This window comes from Rhodococcus sp. 2G, from assembly GCF_001886355.1.
GTDB classification, from domain to species: Bacteria; Actinomycetota; Actinomycetes; order Mycobacteriales; family Mycobacteriaceae; genus Rhodococcus; species Rhodococcus pyridinivorans.
Window position 1 is genome coordinate 1,254,180 of the sequence record NZ_CP018063.1, and the last position, 16,959, is coordinate 1,271,138.

Here is a 16,959-nt window from a genome sequence, read left to right on the forward strand (position 1 = left end):
GCACCCTGTCCGCCGATGGGGGACCGGCCGGATATCAGGGCAGCAGACCCGATTTTCGCGCGGCGACGACGGCCTCGTGGCGGGAATGGACGTCGAGCTTGCTCATGGCGCTGCGCAGGTAGCTCTTGACCGTCTCGGCACCGACCGACAGGCGCTGGGCGATCTCGGCGTTGCTGCACCCCAGCGCCACATGGGACAGCACGTCGGTCTCGCGCGGGGACAGCACGACGTCCGTCGGTTCCGGTTCCGTTCCGTCGAGCACCCCGGCGAGACGGTCGGACAACGAGCGGAGCTTCTCCTGCAGCGCCGGATCGGTCGTGCCCTGCGCGAGCACCCGCAGCTCGGCGTGGACCTCGCGGACCTGCGCGGTCGCGACGGGATCGCGGTCGCCGGACGACCGCTCGAGCATCGCAAGTCGCCGATCGACCTCGTCGCGCACCTCGATCTCGTGCGCGAGACGTGCGGCCGCCTGCGCGAACGCCGTCACCGCCCGATCACCGACCGGCGCGCACTCGCGCGCGGCGCCGTACAACACCGCGCGGGCCTTGCCCTCGACGAGTACCGGCACGGCGAGGATGGACCGCAATCCCTCGTACAGAACGGGACGGTCGAAGTGGTGCGTGATCGACGCAGAGCGACCGTAGTCCGACACCGTCACCACCCGCGACTCCGCGAGGACGCGACCGCCGAGACCGGCCCGCGGAGGCACCACGACCCCCGCCAGGCTGTTGGTGCGGGTGCCGAAGAATTCGCTGAGCTGCAGCGATCCCTGCTGGACCTCGCCGGCGAAGACCACCGGCAACTGTGCCTGCGCCGCGGTGCGGCGGAGTTCACCGCGCAGGGCATCACCGTCACGGGGACGCAGCAGCGCCGACGAGGAGGACGACACGAACGCCACCCCTTTCCGGGGGTATCGGGGAACATGGTGTGACTCGAATCATAGACGTCGAACGGGTGTGCTCCACAGATCAGGAACACCCTGGCCGGTACGGACGAAAGGACCACAATGGGCGACACAGCGAGCCGCGTGCGGACACTGCTCGAGCGGTACGACACGGCAGACGCCTGCGCAGCCCGACTGCTGTGCGACGACCATCCCGCCGACGCGGTGGCGTTCACCGTCGTCGACGCGGACCTGAGCTCCACCGATCTCACCTACGGCGAGCTCCGCGAACGGTCGATCCGCTTCGCCGCGGCGCTGGCGGATCTCGGTGTCGAAACCGGCGACCACGTCGCGACGCTCATGGGCAAGTCGGCAGACCTGGTGGTCGCGGTTCTCGGTATCTGGCGTCGCGGCGCCGTGCACGTGCCGCTCTTCACCGCCTTCGCCCCGCCGGCGATCGCCTTCCGGCTCGACGCGAGCGGCACCAAGGTGGTCGTGGCCGATCGTGATCAGGCCGGCAAGCTCGCCGCCGGATCGGATCTTCCCGCCGAGGTGCCGTGGCAGGTCGTCGTGGCCGGTGAGGGAGACGCCGACGCGTCCGGGCGTGGGGCCCGCGACTTCGGCGAGCTGGTCGCCGCGCAGTCGGCCGACGACCCGCGTGGCGAGGCCGTCGCCGTCGGCGCCGAGGGGCGCCTGGTCCAGCTGTTCACCTCCGGCACGACCGGCACTCCCAAGGGTGTTCCCGTCCCGGTGAAGGCGCTGGCGTCCTTCCACGCCTACCTGGAGTTCGGCCTCGACGTGCGCAAGGACGACGTCTTCTGGAACGCGGCCGATCCGGGATGGGCGTACGGGCTCTACTACGCGCTACTAGGGCCGCTCGCGGCCGGTCGGCGCAGCCTCCTGCTGCACGCCGGTTTCTCGCCCGCGCTCACCTGGCAGATCCTCGACACCTTCGGGGTGACCAACTTCGCGGCGGCCCCGACGGTCTACCGCAGCCTCAAGGCCGACACCGCCGAGCACCCGCCGGTGCGGCTGCGTCGTGCCTCCTCGGCCGGTGAGCCGCTGACCCCGGACGTCCTCGAGTGGTCGAAGGAGACCCTCGGTGTCGTGGTGCGCGACCAGTACGGACAGACCGAACACGGCATGTTCGTCGTCGACGCGTGGGCGGACGAGCTGCGCGAGGACACCCCGGCGCGTTCGATGGGCAAGCCGCTGCCGGGCTGGAGCTGCGCGGTGCTGCGCGAGGACAGCGACGAGATCGCCGAGCCCGGTGAGGTCGGACGCGTCGCGATCGACGTGCACGCGAGCCCGCTCGTGTGGTTCACCGGCTACGTCGACGCACCCGAGAAGACCGCCGACCGGTTCAGCGAGGACGGCCGCTGGTACCTGACCGGCGACGCCGGCAAGGTCGACGAGAACGGCTTCTTCTTCTTCTCGTCCCGCGACGACGACGTGATCATCATGGCCGGTTACCGCATCGGCCCGTTCGACGTCGAGTCGGTGCTCGTGATGCACCCCGACGTGATCGAGGCCGCCGTCGTGGGTCTGCCGGACGAACTGCGGGGGGAGGTCCTCGAGGCGTTCGTGGTGCTGCGGGAGGGTGTCGAGGGCGACGACGCGGTCGAGGCGGAGCTGCAGAAGCTCGTGAAGCAGAAGTACGCCGCCCACGCCTACCCGCGCGCGGTGCACTTCGTGCCGCACCTGCCCAAGACGCCGAGCGGCAAGGTCCAGCGCTTCAAGCTGCGCCAGGCGGGCGCTGTGGGCTGATCGGCGCACGACGGCCCGATCGGTGGATGACGGGGGAGCGGGGCGCGGCGGCTAATCTGGAAGTCATGGCTACCCGCGCTCCGCTCGTCCCCGGCACTCCGACTCCCGTCCGGGAGGTGCCCGCATCGATCGAACGGCCGGAGTACGTGTGGAAGCCCACGGCGAAGGAAGGCAACGAGCCGTGGGTGCAGACACCCGAGACGATCGAGAAGATGCGACTCGCGTCGAAGATCGCCGCACAGGCCCTCGTCGAGGCCGGTAAGGCTGTCGCGCCGGGCGTGACCACCGACGAGATCGACCGCGTCGCGCACGAGTACATGTGCGACCACGGCGCCTACCCGTCGACCCTCGGCTACCGCGGCTTCACCAAGTCGTGCTGCACCTCGCTCAACGAGGTCATCTGCCATGGCATCCCCGACTCGACCGTCGTCGAGGACGGCGACATCGTCAACATCGACGTCACCGCCTACATCGACGGCGTCCACGGCGACACCAACGCCACCTTCCTCGCCGGCGACGTCTCCGAGGACGTCCGCCTGCTCGTCGATCGCACCCGCGAGGCCACGATGCGCGGCATCAAGGCGGTCAAGCCGGGCCGGGCCCTCAACGTCATCGGCCGGGTCATCGAGTCCTACGCCAACCGCTTCGGCTACGGCGTCGTCCGCGACTTCACCGGCCATGGTATCGGCGAGACCTTCCACAACGGCCTGGTGATCCTGCACTACGACCGGCCCGACATCGACACGATCATCGAGCCCGGCATGGTGTTCACCATCGAACCGATGATCAACCTCGGTACGCCCGACTACGAGATCTGGGACGACGGCTGGACGGTCGTCACCAAGGACCGCAAGTGGACCGCGCAGTTCGAGCACACCATCGTCGTCACCGACACCGGCGCCGAGATCCTCACCCTGCCGTGACCTCCGCTCGCTGAGCGAGCACGGAGTTCGGCCCCGACCCGGAAAGGGTCGGGGCCGAACCTGTTCCGGAAGGCGGCAGACCCGTTGCGCACCAACGGTGCTGGATTGCCCCGACGAGCATCGACAGCGCAACGATCAGGAGCATGGTGGCGAAGAAGCCCAGGAACTGCACCACGGAACTGTCGGTGACGAAACGCAGGATCCCGAACATCCGCATGTCCACTCCCCAGCCCGTCGTCGATACGGCACGAGGCGGAGCACGGACTGCGGCCATGTAGCGTTTGCCCATGGAATCGAGGACGGTGACCACGCCCGGTGGGGACGTGCAGGTTCGGATCGGCGGCCCCGAAAGTCGTTACACGGTGCTGCTCTTCCCCGACGCGGGGGAGGACGCAGGTGTGTACGACGTCGTGTGCGAGCGGCTGCACACGTCCGACCTGCGGACGATCGTGGTCGAGAAGATCGACGGACTCGCGCCCGCCGACGTGTTCGCCCTACTGGACGCCCTCGCCCTGCCCTGGGTTCATCTGGCGGGCAGCGGCGCGGGAGCCGAACTGGCCTGGGCCGTCGCCGCAGGACGCTTCGGACGCTTCGCGAGCCTGGTGGTCGCCGACCGCGGCCATCCCGCGGTCGCGGATCGTGACGGCACGGTGCGCGACGCGTCGGCGCCGCCCGCGGAGGTGCCCACCACGATCGTCGTGGGCGATGCCTCGCGTCGACCCGAAGCGGACGCATCGATGCGCTACGTGACGGGAGAGTTCCGGGTGGTCGAACTCGCCGGGGTCGCCAACGTGCCCGCCGAGGCGCCCACCGACTTCGCGTCCGCGATCGCGCTGCGCACCGGAAGCTGGTGAGACGCGTGTGGCCTGCGGCCCGGAGAGGGCAGCAAGCCACACGGCGCTGGTGAAGGTGCTCGGAGACCCCGAAGTTCAGAGACCCAGCAGGGCGTTCTCGACGAGTTCGGGCAGCGCGGGGTGGATCCAGTACTGCCCGGTCGCCATCTCCCGCGCGGGCAGACCGAACGACATGGCCTGGATGAGCGGCTGGATGACCGTCGACGCCTGGGCCCCGATGATGTGGGCGCCGAGCAGCAGACCCGTCGACCGATCGGCGATCAGCTTGCAGAAACCTTCGGTGTCCTCCATGGCCCAGCCGTAGGCGACGTTGCCGTAGTCCTGGATCTTGACGGAGATGTCGAATCCCACCTCCCGGGCCTCGGCCTCGGTGAGACCGACCGACGCGATCTGCGGATCGGTGAACACCGCGGAGGGGACGTAGCGGTGGTCCGTCCGCTGCAGACCCGTGGTGTCGCCGCTCCACGCGTCGTGCAACAGGTTGTGCTGGACGACCCGCGCCTCGTGGTTGGCCACGTGCTTGAGCTGGTAGGGCGACGACACGTCGCCGAGGGCGAACACACCCGCCGCGGACGTGCGCTGGAACTCGTCGACCACGATCCGGCCCTTCGCATCGAGTTCGATGCCGGCCGCCGCGGCGTCGAGCAGGTCACCGTTGGGCTGCCGACCTGTCGCGACGAGCAGGGCGTCGCCGCTCACGACGGTGCCGTCGGCGAGTTCGACCTCCACGCCGTCGCCGACCGGACGGAACGCCCGGGCCGGATTGGCGAGGTGGACGTCCCACTTGGCCGCGGCGAGCGCCGTGAACCGCTCGGAGACGTCGGCGTCGAGGTGCCGCAGTAGACGGTCGGTCCGCGCGATCACCGACACCCGCGTGCCGAGCGCCGAGAAGACGTGGGCGAACTCCATCGCGATGAAACCCGTCCCGAGGATTACGAGGGACTCGGGCAGTTTAGGCAACCGCATGATGCCGTCGCTCGTGTGATATCTCACACCGGAATCGAGTACCTCCTGCGGGATCGCGGGCCGCGAACCGGCCGCGACGACCACCTGGTCCGCGGTGATCACCTCACCGGTTCCGGTGTCGATGCGGCGCTCGCCGACGAACCGCGCGTGACCGTCGTAGACGGTGACGTTCGCGCAGTCCTCGCGGCGGTAGCGCTCGCCGCCTGCAGCGATGGGATCGATGCGACCGAAGACCCGGTCGACGATGTCGTTCCACCGCACTCCGTCGATCGACGCGTCGACGCCGTACTTCGCCGCGGTGCGGACCGTGTGGGCGACCTCCGCGGCGTAGACGTACATCTTCGTGGGGATGCAGCCCACGTTGAGGCAGGTGCCCCCGAAGGTGCCTTCTTCGAGGAGAGCGACGCGCTTCCCGTCGTACCGCTCGTCGAGGATCGAATTCCCCGATCCTGTGCCGATGATCGCGAGGTCGTAGTGGGTCACGCGTGCTCTCCCGTGAGTCGGTGCAGTACGGAAACGGTGGCGGAGTCGTCGGAGTCGTCGGCCTCGGTTCGGGAACCGGAGGTGTCCGCCTCGTCCGCTCCGTCCAACCATTCCAGCCACAAGTCCAATTCCCGGAAGGCCTCCGCCAGGGGACCGGGTGTGGACAGGAACACGTCGTGACGGGCACCGTCGATCGGCACGATCGTCGTGCGGTTGCCGAGGCATCCCGCCCATCGGGCTATCTGGCGGACGTCGAGGACCGCGTCGACGGTGTCGACGCTCGCGTCGTACCGCGGAGCGAAGCGCGAGGCACCGGACCGCAGGATCAGCGACGGCACCCCGATGTCGAGCCCGCGGTGCAGGACGGCCTGGCCCCGCCGCACGGCACGTAACCAGCCGAAGCGGACGGGGAACCCGGTCAACGGCTTCCAGTCGAGGTCGTAGCGCCAGCCGTCGCACTGCAGGCTGCGGCCGTAGGCCTCGGTCTTCGGCAGCGGTATGAGCGCGCGCGGGCGGAGGCGGCCGACGATGTCGACGGCCGCCGTGCCGACATTGCGCAGGTAGGACGGTCCCTGCAGGTCGAACCACGGACTGTTCAGGACGAGACCCACGATGCCCGCCGCGGCAACCCCGCCGGGCCGGCGACGGAGACGGTCGAGCCACAACGGCAGGACGAGCCCGCCCGTCGAGTGGGCCGCCAGCAGCACACCGCCACCGACCTCCTCGCGCACCACGCGCAGCGCCTCGTCGAGTTCGGCGTCGTAGTGGGAGAGATCGGTGACGAAGTGAGGGGTGTGCCCGGGTGCCCGCGAACGACCGCACTTGCGCAGGTCCAGCGCGAAGAAGCGGTAACCGCGCGCCGCGAAGTGCTCGGCGAGGTGCTGCTGGAAGAAGTAATCGGTGAAGCCGTGGACGTAGAGCACCGCCCGGTCGGGGAGATCGGTAGACGGAGGCTGGTAGCGCACCAGGGTCGCCGAGATCTCGCCTTCGCCGTCGGGGTCGGTGCCCAGCGGCAGTTCGAGCTGTTCGTAGCCGTCTCCGAGGACGTCAGGACGCCAAGTAGTCACTATCACACCCTAGGTGTGTTCGCCGACCACCGCTCATGGGTACACAATGAGGTGAAATGAAACGCCGGACCACGCGCGGGTAACCTGTCGGTCGCATTCGCGCGCCGCGTTGACGGGACACCCACGCGAGACGGTACCTCCGTACTTCGGCGGCGCGTGCGAACCAGACAAGGAAGTCGATTTCCCAGTGTCAGAGAACGTAGTAGCGAAAACCGATGTAGTGCTCGTGGGCGCGGGCATCATGAGCGCAACCCTCGGTGCGTTGTTGCGTCAGGTGCAGCCCGACTGGTCGATCACCGCGTTCGAGCGCCTCGACGCCGCGGCCGCCGAGAGCAGCGACCCCTGGAACAACGCCGGTACGGGCCACTCCGCGCTGTGTGAGCTCAACTACACTCCTGAGAAGCCGGACGGTTCGGTCGACATCGCGAAGGCCGTCAACGTCAACGAGCAGTTCCAGGTCTCGCGCCAGTTCTGGGCGTACGCCGTCGACAACGGCATTCTGTCCGACCCCAAGAACTTCATCAATCCGGTTCCGCACGTCAGCTTCGTACACGGCGCCGAGAACGTGAAGTACCTGCGTGCCCGCTACGACGCCCTTGCCGGCCATCCCCTCTTCGAGGGCATGGAGTACACCGAGAGCCCCGAGGTCTTCACCGAGCGTCTGCCGCTCATGGGCAAGGGCCGCGACTTCTCCGACCCGGTTGCCCTGAATTGGACGCAGACCGGCACCGACATCGACTTCGGTGCCCTCACCAAGCAGCTCATCAACCACGTCGCGGCCTCCGGCGGCACCGTCTTCTTCGGCCACGACGTCACCGACGTGTCCAAGCAGTCCGATGGCAGCTGGATCGTGAAGGTCCGCAACCGTCGCACCGGCGAGTCGCGCAAGGTCCAGGCGAAGTTCGTCTTCGTCGGCGCCGGCGGCGGCGCGCTGCACCTGCTGCAGAAGTCGGGCATCAAGGAGATCAAGGGCTTCGGTGGCTTCCCCGTCTCCGGTGCCTTCCTGCGCTGCACCAATCCCGAGGTCATCGCGCAGCACAGCGCCAAGGTCTACGGCAAGGCCGCGGTCGGTGCCCCTCCGATGTCGGTGCCGCACCTCGACACCCGCGTCATCGGCGGCAAGCAGGGTCTGCTCTTCGGTCCCTACGCCGGCTGGTCGCCCAAGTTCCTCAAGCAGGGCGGCATCATGGACCTGCCCAAGTCCGTCAAGCCCGGCAACCTGATGTCGATGCTCGGCGTCGGCGTCACCGAGCTCGGCCTGGTCAAGTACCTCGTCGGTGAGCTCATGCAGTCGCCCGCCGACCGCATCGGCACCCTCGCCGAGTTCGTGCCCGAGGCGCGCCTCGAGGACTGGGAGCTCATCGTCGCCGGCCAGCGTGTGCAGGTCATCCGCCGCAAGGGTGCGGGCGGTGTCCTCGAGTTCGGTACCGCCGTGGTCAACGCGGGTGACGGTTCGATCGCCGGTCTGCTCGGTGCGTCGCCGGGTGCCTCGACGGCCGTTCCGGCCATGCTCGACGTCCTCGAGCGCTGCTTCCCGCAGCAGTGGGCGGGCTGGCAGTCCAAGCTCCGCGAAATGGTCCCGTCGCTCGGTCTGAAGCTGTCCGACAACCCCGACCTGTTCCGCCAGGTATGGGACCACAGCACGAAGTCGCTGCAGCTCGACGTCGTCTCCGACACCGTGGCCGAGGCACCCGCAGAGGCCGCCGCGGTCTGATCCGATCATTGCACCTGTGGCCCGGGGCGATGCCCGGGCCACAGGTGTCCCGAAGGTGGGTCCGATCGGATTCGCCCCGACACGAGAGATGGGGAGATGCCCGTGTCCGCTGCCGCTGAGGACGAGACCAGTTACCTGGTCGGACTCGATCTCCGTGGACGCCGCGTCGTGATCGTCGGAGGAGGCAGCGTCGCGCAGCGGCGTCTCGGTCTGCTCGTCGCGTCCGGTGCCGACGTCCACGTGGTCGCCCGGGCCGCGACCCCCGTGGTCGAGAGCATGGCGACGAAGGGCCGCATCTCCCTCGACCTGCGCGACTACCGCGACGGCGACCTCGACGGCGCGTGGTACGCCATGGCCTGCACCGACGAACCCGAGACCAACGCAGCGGTCGTCGCCGAAGCCGAACGCAACAGGATCTTCTGCGTCCGCGCGGACAACGCCCGTCACGGCAGCGCCGTCACCCCCGCCACGGCCCGCTACGAGGGTCTGACCGTCGGCGTCCTCGCCGGTGGCGACCACCGCCGGTCCGCCGCCGTGCGCACCTCGATCCGTGACGCCCTCGCCGGAGCGGCCGTCGCCGAGTTCGCCGAGACCGCGCCGAAGCCGGTCGGCGTCGCCCTAGTGGGCGGAGGACCGGGCGATCCCGACCTGATCACCGTGCGCGGTCGACGCCTCCTCACCCGCGCCGACGTGGTCGTCGCCGACCATCTCGCCCCGCAGGAACTGCTCGCGGAACTCGACTCGCACGTCGAGGTGATCGACGCGGCGAAGCTCCCGTACGGACGGGCCATGGCCCAGCAGGTCATCAACGAGACCCTCATCGACCGCGCAAAGGCCGGCAAGTTCGTCGTCCGACTCAAGGGCGGCGACCCGTACGTCTTCGGTCGCGGTTACGAGGAGCTCGAGGCCTGCACCGCGGCCGGCATCCCGGTGACCGTCGTCCCCGGCATCACCAGCGCGATCTCCGTGCCGTCTGCGGCCGGGATCCCCGTCACCCACCGTGGGGTCACCCACGAATTCGTCGTGGCCAGCGGCCACGTCGCGCCCGGACATCCCGACTCGCTCACCGACTGGGACGCGCTCGCCAAGCTGCGCGGCACCCTGGTCCTGCTCATGGCCGTCGAACGCATCGAGCAGTTCGCCGACGCCCTGATCGCCGGCGGACGTCCCACCGACACCCCCGTGGTCGTCGTGCAGGAGGGCACGCTGAGCAGCCAACGTGTGGTGCGTGCCGATCTGTCGACCGTCGCTCAGCGTGTCCGGGACGAGGCCGTGCGCCCGCCCGCGATCGTCGTGATCGGGCCGGTGGCCGGATTCGGACTCGATCCGCGGACCGGCTCCGACTCGGACGGTGGGTAACGTTGGATCACGTGTCAGCCACTTCGCATCCGTCGGCCACCCGCGCGGTCGCTCTGGCCATGCTGGTCCTCAGCGGTCTCCAGTTGATGGTCGTTCTCGACGGAACGGTCGCGAATCTCGCGCTCGCTCCGCTGCAGAGCGATCTGGGACTGTCGGATTCGGGTCGCAACTGGGTCCTCACCTCGTACGCCCTCGCGTTCGGCGGACTGATGCTCCTCGGCGGCCGCCTGGGCGACAGCTACGGGCGCAAACGCATGTTCATGGGCGGGGTCGGCCTGTTCACCCTGGCGTCCCTTCTGTGCGGGCTGGCGACCGGCGAAGCGACGCTCATCGGCGCCCGCGCCCTGCAGGGTGTCGGGGCCGCGGTCGCGTCCCCGACCGCTCTCGCGCTCGTTGCGACGACCTTCGCCGCAGGCCCGGCACGCAACCGCGCCATCGCGGTCTTCGCCGCCATGACCGGCGTCGGGTCCATCGCGGGACTCATCCTCGGTGGGGCCCTCACACAGGTGTCGTGGCGCTGGATCTTCCTCATCAACGTCCCCATCGGTGTGCTCATCGTCGTGCTCGCCGCGATCGCGCTGCGTGAGACCGCGTCCGAACGCCTCGCGCTCGACGTTCCCGGCGCGATCCTCGCGACGCTCGGCTGCACCGGTCTGGTCTTCGGTCTCACCGAGGGCCCCGAACTCGGCTGGTCGAGCCTTCCGGTGATCGGTGCTGTCGCCGCGGGCTTCGTGCTGCTGGGACTGTTCCTGCTCGCCGAGCGGCGCGCCGAGAACCCGCTGCTGCCGTTCGTGCTGTTCCGGAACAAGGACCGCGTCGCGACCTTCGTGGCGATCTTCTTCGCGGGTGCGGTGATGTTCAGCCTCGCGGCCTTCGTCGCCCTGTTCGTACAGGACATTCTCGGCTACAGCCCACTCTCCGCGGGCCTGGCGTTCGTGCCGTTCGCCTTCGGTCTCGGAGGCGCCGCCGCGGTGTCGTCGAAGATGGTCGCGCGGATCGAACCCCGCTGGCTGGTGGTCACCGGCTCGGTGATCATGACGGTGAGCCTGCTCTACGGATCGACGATGGACGGCAGCGTCCGCTACTTCCCGACCCTGTTCGTGCTGGTGCTCGTCGTCGGTTTCGGCGTCGGACTGGCCGTCGTCCCGCTGCCGCTGTGCGCGATCTCCGGGGTGGGTCCGCACGAGATCGGACCGCTCTCGGCGATCGCGCAGGTCGCAACGACCCTCGGAGGTCCGATCGGCCTCGGTGTGATCGGTGCGATGGCCACCTCGCGGACGATGTCGCTCGGCGGTGTCTCGGGGGCCGTCGCCGGCATGACCGACGCCCAGCTCGTCGCGCAGGGCGAGGGTTACATGTTCGCGCTGGTCGGCTGCGCCGTCTGCGCGGTGATCGCCGGTATCGCGGCTCTGTTCATCCGCTTCACCCCCGAAGAGGTCGCCCAGGCGCAGGAAGCCGAGAAGGCCGCGCAGACGTCCTGATCCCGGGACCGTCGGCGCGGCGGATGAGTTTGCTCACGCCTGCCACGCACGACCCCCGGGTACCCGACACTCATGCAGGTCGGTGTTCTCGAACGGGGCAGATTCGTCGGATCGTGGATGGTCCGCGCGGTGCGCGAGGCCGGACACGAGCGGTACGTTGCCCTCCAGGCGTTCCGGTCCACGCTCGCCGCGGTCGTCGCGTGGCTCGTCGTGACCGAGGTCTTCCACTTCCAGCAGGCCTTCCTCGCGCCCTATGTCGCGGTCTTCCTCGTCGAGGCGACACTCGTGCGCTCGCTCCAGCAGGCGGTGGTGCAGGTCGGGGCGGTGGTTGCGGGTCTGCTGGTCGCGGTCGTGGTGACGCGGCTCGTGGAGTCGACGACCGCTGCGATCGGCATCGCCGTGGCGATCGGCTACTTCGCGGGTCGCTGGCGACGGTTCGGGGCCAGTGGCATCTGGGTGGCGATCACCGCGCTGCTGGTGATCGCGACGGGCGCCTCGGACAGCCCGATCCTGCTCGGTGAACGACTCGCGGAGACGGCGATCGGCGCGGCGATCGGCGTGGCCGTGACGGCGCTGGTCTTCCCGCCGGTGTACTCGGCGGGCAAGGAGGCCCGCGAACTCACCGGTGAGCTGCGCGACCTGCTGCGGGACATGGCGTCCGGATGCCGTGAGGGATCGTCGGGGGTGCGGGACTGGGTGCAGCGCGCGCGGGGCATCGACAGCCTCGTGCAGCGCGCCTTCGAGGAATCACGGTGGGCGCACGAGAGTGCCCGGATGAACCCACGCCCCGCCGCTGCACGGGCCGGGGAATGGGCACGTCGCTGGGACCGGACCCTCGACGACCTCTCGTCGGTGTCCAGCGCTGTCGAGGAACTCGCGCACGCTCTGGACCCCGTACTCGGCGACGACGTCGCCGAAGCCGACTGTCGCCGCCTGCGGACGGGGATCGCAGCGATGCTCGACGCCCTCGCCGAGATGGTCGATGCCGTGGGGGCGGGCCGGGAGGTCGACCCCGACGGGACGTGCCGCAGCAATCTCACCGAACTCGAACGGTTCGCCACCGAATCGGACGACCTGGTCCTGACCGCGCGACTCGGCGCCGTCCTGCACACGGCTCGCCGGATCGTCGCGGCGATGGGACTCGAGGTCAGGTGAGCACGACCAGCTCGGTCGGCGACTCCACCTCGACCCTCAGTCCCGCCTTCGTCGCGACGCGGGCGAGCGCTCCGATATCGCTCGGCTCCGCGCGGGTGAGGACCAGCGCGCGGGCCAGCAGGCCCTTGTGGTGCTTGTTGAAGTGGCTGACGACCTTGCGGGTGCCGTCGGGCTGCTCGGTGAGCACGGTTGCGGTCACCGCACCTGGCACGGGACCGAGCTGCTGGTAGACCCCGGAGCGGAGATCGACCACGAGGTCGCCGCCGGCCTCGGCCACGAGCGCGTCGGTGAGCTCGTTCCGCCACACGGACTTCACGGTGCCGAAGCCGGGCAGTTTCGACCCTCCGGAGAGGCGGTAGGCGGGGATCGGATCCGCAGCCCGGACCGCGCCGAACAGCGCCGACCCGATGCCCAGGCGTCGATAGGCCTTGTCGCGCTGCGCCTTCGTGAAGGCTCCCGCGTCGAGCGCGTCGTACAGCACGCCGGTGTACCGCTCCAGCGCCGGGCGGGTGGGAGAGACCCACAACTGCGCGTTGCGTTCGATCTCGTCGGCGCCCTTCGTGCCCAGCCCGAGTGCGCGGCTCGACTCCTCGGGGTCGGCGGAGAGGTCGACGAGGGCCTGCACGAGCATCTCCCGCGTCTCCGTCAACTGCGGCATCGACAGGTCGGCGAGATCGAGCGGTCCGCCGTCGCCGCCGTCGGACTTGGTTTCGGAAGGGGGGAGAAGCACCAGCACAACCGGTAACCGTACCGACGTCGCGGAAGGTGGCCACGGTAGGCTGCACGGTCGTGATCACCCGCATGTCGCACCTGTTCCTCCGCACCCTCCGAGACGACCCGGCCGACGCCGAGGTCGCGAGCCACAAGCTGCTGGTCCGAGCCGGATACGTGCGACGAATCGCGCCAGGTGTGTACTCGTGGCTGCCTCTGGGGCTGCGGGTGCTGCGGCAGATCGAGCGGGTGGTGCGCGAGGAGATGAACTCCATCGGAGCGCAGGAGATCGCTCTGCCCGCGCTGCTGCCGCGCGAACCCTACGAGGCCACCAACCGGTGGACGGAATACGGCGACAGCCTGTTCCGGCTGAAGGACCGCAAGGGCGGCGACTACCTCCTCGGACCCACCCACGAGGAGCTCTTCGCGCTCACCGTCAAGGGCGAGTACAACTCCTACAAGGACTTCCCGGTCACGCTCTACCAGATCCAGACGAAGTACCGCGACGAGGAGCGCCCCCGCGCCGGCATCCTCCGCGGTCGCGAGTTCGTCATGAAGGACTCCTACAGCTTCGACCTCACCGACGAGGGCCTGGCCGACTCGTACAAGGCTCACCGCGACGCCTACGAGCGCATCTTCGCGCGTCTCGGCGTGAAGTACGTGATCGTCTCGGCCACCTCCGGTGCGATGGGTGGCAGCGCCTCCGAGGAGTTCCTGGCCGACTCGCCTGCGGGTGAGGACACCTACGTGCGGTGCCTCCAATCCGGCTACGCGGCGAACGTCGAAGCGGTGAAGACGCTCGCGCCGGAACCGCTGCCGATCGACGGACAGCCCGAGGCGGTCGTGCACGATACCCCCGGCACCCCGACGATCGCCTCGCTCGTCGCCGCGGCGTCGGAGGTCCTCGGCCGGGAGGTCACCGCGGCCGAGACGCTCAAGAACGTCATGGTCAAGGTCCGGCAGCCCGGTGGCGAGTGGGAGCTGCTCGGCATCGGCATCCCCGGCGACCGCGAGGTCGACGACAAGCGCCTCGAGGCCTCGCTCGAACCCGCCGAGGTCGAGTTGCTCACCGACGCCGACTTCGAGGCCAATCCCTTCCTCGTCAAGGGCTACATCGGCCCGAAGGCGCTGCTCGCCAACGGTGTCCGCTACCTCGTCGACCCCCGCGTGGTCGACGGCACCAGCTGGATCACCGGCGCCGACGAGCAGGGCAAGCACGTCTTCGGGCTGGTCGCAGGTCGCGACTTCACCCCGGACGGCACGATCGAGGCCGCCGAGGTGCGCGACGGCGATCCGTCGCCCGACGGAGCCGGCCCACTCCTCTCCGCCCGCGGCATCGAGATCGGCCACGTCTTCCAGCTCGGCCGCAAGTACACCGATGCCTTCGCGGTGGACGTCCTCGGCGAGAACGGCAAGCCCGTCCGCCCCACGATGGGCTCCTACGGCGTCGGCGTGTCACGCCTCGTCGCGGTGGTCGCCGAACAGCAGCACGACGAGAAGGGCCTGCGCTGGCCGTCGGAGATCGCACCGTTCGATGTGCACCTGGTCATCGCCAACAAGGACGAGCAGGCCCGCGAAGGCGCCGAGAACCTCGCCGAGGAACTCTCGAACGCCGGCCTCGAGGTGCTCCTCGACGACCGCAAGGCGTCGCCCGGCGTGAAGTTCAAGGACTCGGAGCTGCTCGGCATGCCGCTCGTCGTCGTGGTCGGCCGCGGCTTCGCCGACGGCAAGGTCGAGGTCCGCGACCGTTTCTCCGGCGAGGCCGACGAACTGCCGATCGGTGAGGTCGTCCAGCGCATCGTCAACCGCTGACGCTCTTATTCGCCGATACAGGCGGAACCCGGTGTCCCTGCGACCTGCCGTCGCGGGGGCACCGGCGTATGTGGCAGAAGTCGCCGTGGTGCGCTGCGCGCCGAACCACAATGAGGTACATGGCCGACAACTGGAGTGCGACCGACAACTACCTCACCGACGTGCTGATCGGCGACGATCCTGCGCTGAGCTCAGCGCTCGAGGCGAACGCCGCAGCGGAACTGCCGCCCATCGACGTGTCCGCGCCGCAGGGCAAGTTCCTGCACCTGCTCGCACGGATCCGGGGTGCCCGCCGGGTCCTGGAGATCGGCACCCTCGGCGGATACTCGACCATCTGGCTTGCCCGGGCCGTCGGGGAGTCCGGCCGGGTGGTCACCCTCGAATACGAGCGCAAGCACGCCGAGGTGGCCCGCGCCAATCTCGACCGCGCCGGCGTCGGTGACCGTGTGGACATCCGAGTCGGCCCCGCCCTGGACTCGCTGCCGGGCCTGGTCGACGAGGATCCCTTCGACCTGGTGTTCATCGACGCCGACAAGGAGAACAACAGCAACTACGTGCGCGCGGCGCTCGGGCTGTCGCGACCCGGCACCGTCATCGTCGTCGACAACGTGGTGCGGGCAGGGGCCATCGTCGATCAGGGCAGCGACGACGAACGGGTCCGCGCGTCGCGGGACGTGCTCGAACTGCTCGCCCGCGAACCGCGCCTCGACGCGACGGCGTTGCAGACCGTCGGATCGAAGGGCTGGGACGGCTTCGCGCTGGCGGTCGTGACCGGGTGACCCGTGCTTCGGAGTCGACCGGATCGAGGCCGACCGGATCAGGGTTGACCGGGGAAGGCCACCGACGGCACGACTCCGCGGCTCTGCCGCCACCGCGCCGCCCGCAGGGCCGCCTCGGTGAGTGCGTCCACGGCCGTGGCCCGGGTGGCCTCGCTGCGTGCCCGTTCGACGACGGACCGCCACGCGACCGCGGTGTCGCTCTCTATCTGTTCGGCGAGCTGCGCGGCGGACGCGGCGTCGATCACCGGGAACGGCACGGTGTAACCGGGTGCCGCGACCGGCGGCTCGACGCTCGCGGCGCGCAACGCCTCGATCGTTGCATCACGGCGTGCGCGGTGCGCTGCGGTGTCCTCCGCCACGGCGTTCGCGCGGGCGGGATCCGCGAAGGCCGCGACCACGCCGTATCCGAAGACCGCCGCGTGTTCGGCCTCGAGGGCGTCGACGAGGGCCTGCTGTTCGGAACCGAGTTCGGGTGAGCTCACGGCAACATCACCGCCGTCTGCACGGCGCAGGACGCGCTGATCGAGGCGAGCAGACCCGCGCGGTAACCCGAGAGCGTGCGTGCGAGGTCGGCGGCTTCGCGCTGCGACCGGTTCAACCGCTCACGGAGCGCCTCGACGGTCGGCAGCTCACCGGTGGGAGTGGTCACGGTGGTCGACGGGGGAGTGAAACTCGTGGTGGCGCCCTCCATCCGGGCGATCTCGGCCTCGAGCGCGTCGGCGTGGGAGGTCCGCTCGGCCGCGATCGTGGTGAGCGGCGCGGACAGCTCCGGCGCCCGCGCGACCAGCGCGGTCGCGATCGCTGCGTCGGTGCGGGCGCGGGTCGCCTGACCCGCCAGCGGATCCGGTTCGGCGGCATCCTCGTCGGAGGCGCCGCACGCGGTGATCGTCGTGATTCCGAATCCACCGACGGCGACCGACGACCATCGCAGGAGGGTTCGTCGGGAGACGGTGGGACGGTCGAGTGGCATCGGCACCGGACCATCCTGCCAGTCGCGTCGTCCGA

Annotated in this window: 16 protein-coding genes; 9 read left to right on the top strand and 7 right to left on the bottom strand. The window is 69.6% G+C overall.

The genetic code is table 11. From position 1 onward, the window contains the following. Positions 1-34: 34 nt before the first annotated feature. Complete coding sequence (locus tag BO226_RS05910) at positions 35-898, bottom strand: LuxR C-terminal-related transcriptional regulator (protein ID WP_006554249.1); 864 nt, start codon at positions 896-898, stop codon at positions 35-37. A gap of 108 nt (positions 899-1,006) precedes the next feature. Between BO226_RS05910 and BO226_RS05915 the strand changes: the two genes are divergently transcribed. Next, on the top strand, positions 1,007-2,650 hold the full coding sequence (locus BO226_RS05915; RefSeq protein WP_071934806.1) for an AMP-binding protein: 1,644 nt from the start codon (positions 1,007-1,009) through the stop codon (positions 2,648-2,650). Between the two features lie 65 nt (positions 2,651-2,715). Continuing rightward, positions 2,716-3,573 (top strand): type I methionyl aminopeptidase, encoded by an 858-nt coding sequence (map, locus tag BO226_RS05920; protein ID WP_019289132.1) that lies wholly within the window; start codon positions 2,716-2,718, stop codon positions 3,571-3,573. On the opposite strand, the gene BO226_RS05925 is transcribed toward map, so the two are convergent. After that, positions 3,560-3,862: a hypothetical protein gene (locus BO226_RS05925; RefSeq protein WP_156895124.1), complete on the bottom strand. Its 303-nt coding sequence runs from the start codon at positions 3,860-3,862 to the stop codon at positions 3,560-3,562. The two genes, map and BO226_RS05925, sit on opposite strands and share 14 nt — an antisense overlap. Here BO226_RS05925 and BO226_RS05930 point away from each other — a divergent pair. After that, positions 3,861-4,427, top strand: a complete 567-nt coding sequence (locus BO226_RS05930) for an alpha/beta fold hydrolase (protein WP_024100650.1) — start codon at positions 3,861-3,863, stop codon at positions 4,425-4,427. The genes BO226_RS05925 and BO226_RS05930 overlap by 2 nt on opposite strands. Before the next feature lie 75 nt (positions 4,428-4,502). On the opposite strand, the gene mtr is transcribed toward BO226_RS05930, so the two are convergent. Together mtr and BO226_RS05940 are read right to left on the bottom strand one after the other, a co-directional pair. After that, complete coding sequence (gene mtr, locus BO226_RS05935) at positions 4,503-5,876, bottom strand: mycothione reductase (protein WP_006554243.1); 1,374 nt, start codon at positions 5,874-5,876, stop codon at positions 4,503-4,505. Continuing rightward, positions 5,873-6,943, bottom strand: a complete 1,071-nt coding sequence (locus BO226_RS05940; protein ID WP_064061050.1) for an alpha/beta hydrolase — start codon at positions 6,941-6,943, stop codon at positions 5,873-5,875. Before BO226_RS05940 ends, mtr begins: the two co-directional genes overlap by 4 nt. A 241-nt stretch (positions 6,944-7,184) precedes the next feature. Here BO226_RS05940 and mqo point away from each other — a divergent pair, with 241 nt between their 5' ends. From mqo to BO226_RS05960, 4 genes are all read left to right on the top strand, one after another. Then, on the top strand, positions 7,185-8,657 hold the full coding sequence (gene mqo / locus BO226_RS05945) for a malate dehydrogenase (quinone) (RefSeq protein ID WP_230809625.1): 1,473 nt from the start codon (positions 7,185-7,187) through the stop codon (positions 8,655-8,657). Positions 8,658-8,753: 96 nt separating this feature from the next. Beyond that, positions 8,754-10,016 carry a uroporphyrinogen-III C-methyltransferase gene (cobA, locus tag BO226_RS05950; RefSeq protein ID WP_006554239.1) on the top strand — a complete coding sequence of 421 codons (1,263 nt, stop codon included), beginning with the start codon at positions 8,754-8,756 and terminating at the stop codon, positions 10,014-10,016. Positions 10,017-10,075: 59 nt separating this feature from the next. After that, on the top strand, positions 10,076-11,497 hold the full coding sequence (locus BO226_RS05955) for an MFS transporter (RefSeq protein WP_232238113.1): 1,422 nt from the start codon (positions 10,076-10,078) through the stop codon (positions 11,495-11,497). A gap of 72 nt (positions 11,498-11,569) precedes the next feature. After that, positions 11,570-12,652, top strand: a complete 1,083-nt coding sequence (locus BO226_RS05960) for an FUSC family protein (RefSeq protein WP_071934808.1) — start codon at positions 11,570-11,572, stop codon at positions 12,650-12,652. On the opposite strand, the gene yaaA is transcribed toward BO226_RS05960, so the two are convergent. Further along, positions 12,645-13,388, bottom strand: coding sequence for a peroxide stress protein YaaA (gene yaaA / locus BO226_RS05965; RefSeq protein WP_071934809.1), 744 nt, complete (start codon positions 13,386-13,388; stop codon positions 12,645-12,647). The two genes, BO226_RS05960 and yaaA, sit on opposite strands and share 8 nt — an antisense overlap. 53 nt (positions 13,389-13,441) lie before the next feature. On the opposite strand from yaaA, the gene BO226_RS05970 reads away from it, so the two are divergent. Together BO226_RS05970 and BO226_RS05975 are read left to right on the top strand one after the other, a co-directional pair. Then, positions 13,442-15,175, top strand: coding sequence for a proline--tRNA ligase (locus BO226_RS05970; RefSeq protein WP_024100656.1), 1,734 nt, complete (start codon positions 13,442-13,444; stop codon positions 15,173-15,175). A 119-nt stretch (positions 15,176-15,294) separates the two neighbouring features. Next, complete coding sequence (locus tag BO226_RS05975; protein WP_033096518.1) at positions 15,295-15,954, top strand: O-methyltransferase; 660 nt, start codon at positions 15,295-15,297, stop codon at positions 15,952-15,954. 38 nt (positions 15,955-15,992) lie between these two features. On the opposite strand, the gene BO226_RS05980 is transcribed toward BO226_RS05975, so the two are convergent. Beyond that, on the bottom strand, positions 15,993-16,436 hold the full coding sequence (locus BO226_RS05980; RefSeq protein WP_006554231.1) for a ferritin-like domain-containing protein: 444 nt from the start codon (positions 16,434-16,436) through the stop codon (positions 15,993-15,995). Next, positions 16,433-16,930 carry a hypothetical protein gene (locus tag BO226_RS05985; RefSeq protein WP_006554230.1) on the bottom strand — a complete coding sequence of 166 codons (498 nt, stop codon included), beginning with the start codon at positions 16,928-16,930 and terminating at the stop codon, positions 16,433-16,435. The genes BO226_RS05980 and BO226_RS05985 overlap by 4 nt, the downstream gene beginning before the upstream one ends. Between the last annotated feature and the right edge of the window lie 29 nt (positions 16,931-16,959).

Coding starts and splice junctions, on each gene's coding strand:
- map (WP_019289132.1), top strand. CDS start 2,716: ATGGCTACCCGCGCTCCGCTCGTCCCCGGCACTCCGACTCCCGTCCGG.
- mqo (WP_230809625.1), top strand. CDS start 7,185: ATGAGCGCAACCCTCGGTGCGTTGTTGCGTCAGGTGCAGCCCGACTGG.
- BO226_RS05915 (WP_071934806.1), top strand. CDS start 1,007: ATGGGCGACACAGCGAGCCGCGTGCGGACACTGCTCGAGCGGTACGAC.
- cobA (WP_006554239.1), top strand. CDS start 8,754: ATGCCCGTGTCCGCTGCCGCTGAGGACGAGACCAGTTACCTGGTCGGA.
- BO226_RS05930 (WP_024100650.1), top strand. CDS start 3,861: ATGGAATCGAGGACGGTGACCACGCCCGGTGGGGACGTGCAGGTTCGG.
- BO226_RS05955 (WP_232238113.1), top strand. CDS start 10,076: ATGCTGGTCCTCAGCGGTCTCCAGTTGATGGTCGTTCTCGACGGAACG.
- BO226_RS05975 (WP_033096518.1), top strand. CDS start 15,295: ATGGCCGACAACTGGAGTGCGACCGACAACTACCTCACCGACGTGCTG.
- BO226_RS05960 (WP_071934808.1), top strand. CDS start 11,570: ATGCAGGTCGGTGTTCTCGAACGGGGCAGATTCGTCGGATCGTGGATG.
- BO226_RS05925 (WP_156895124.1), bottom strand. CDS start 3,862: ATGGGCAAACGCTACATGGCCGCAGTCCGTGCTCCGCCTCGTGCCGTA.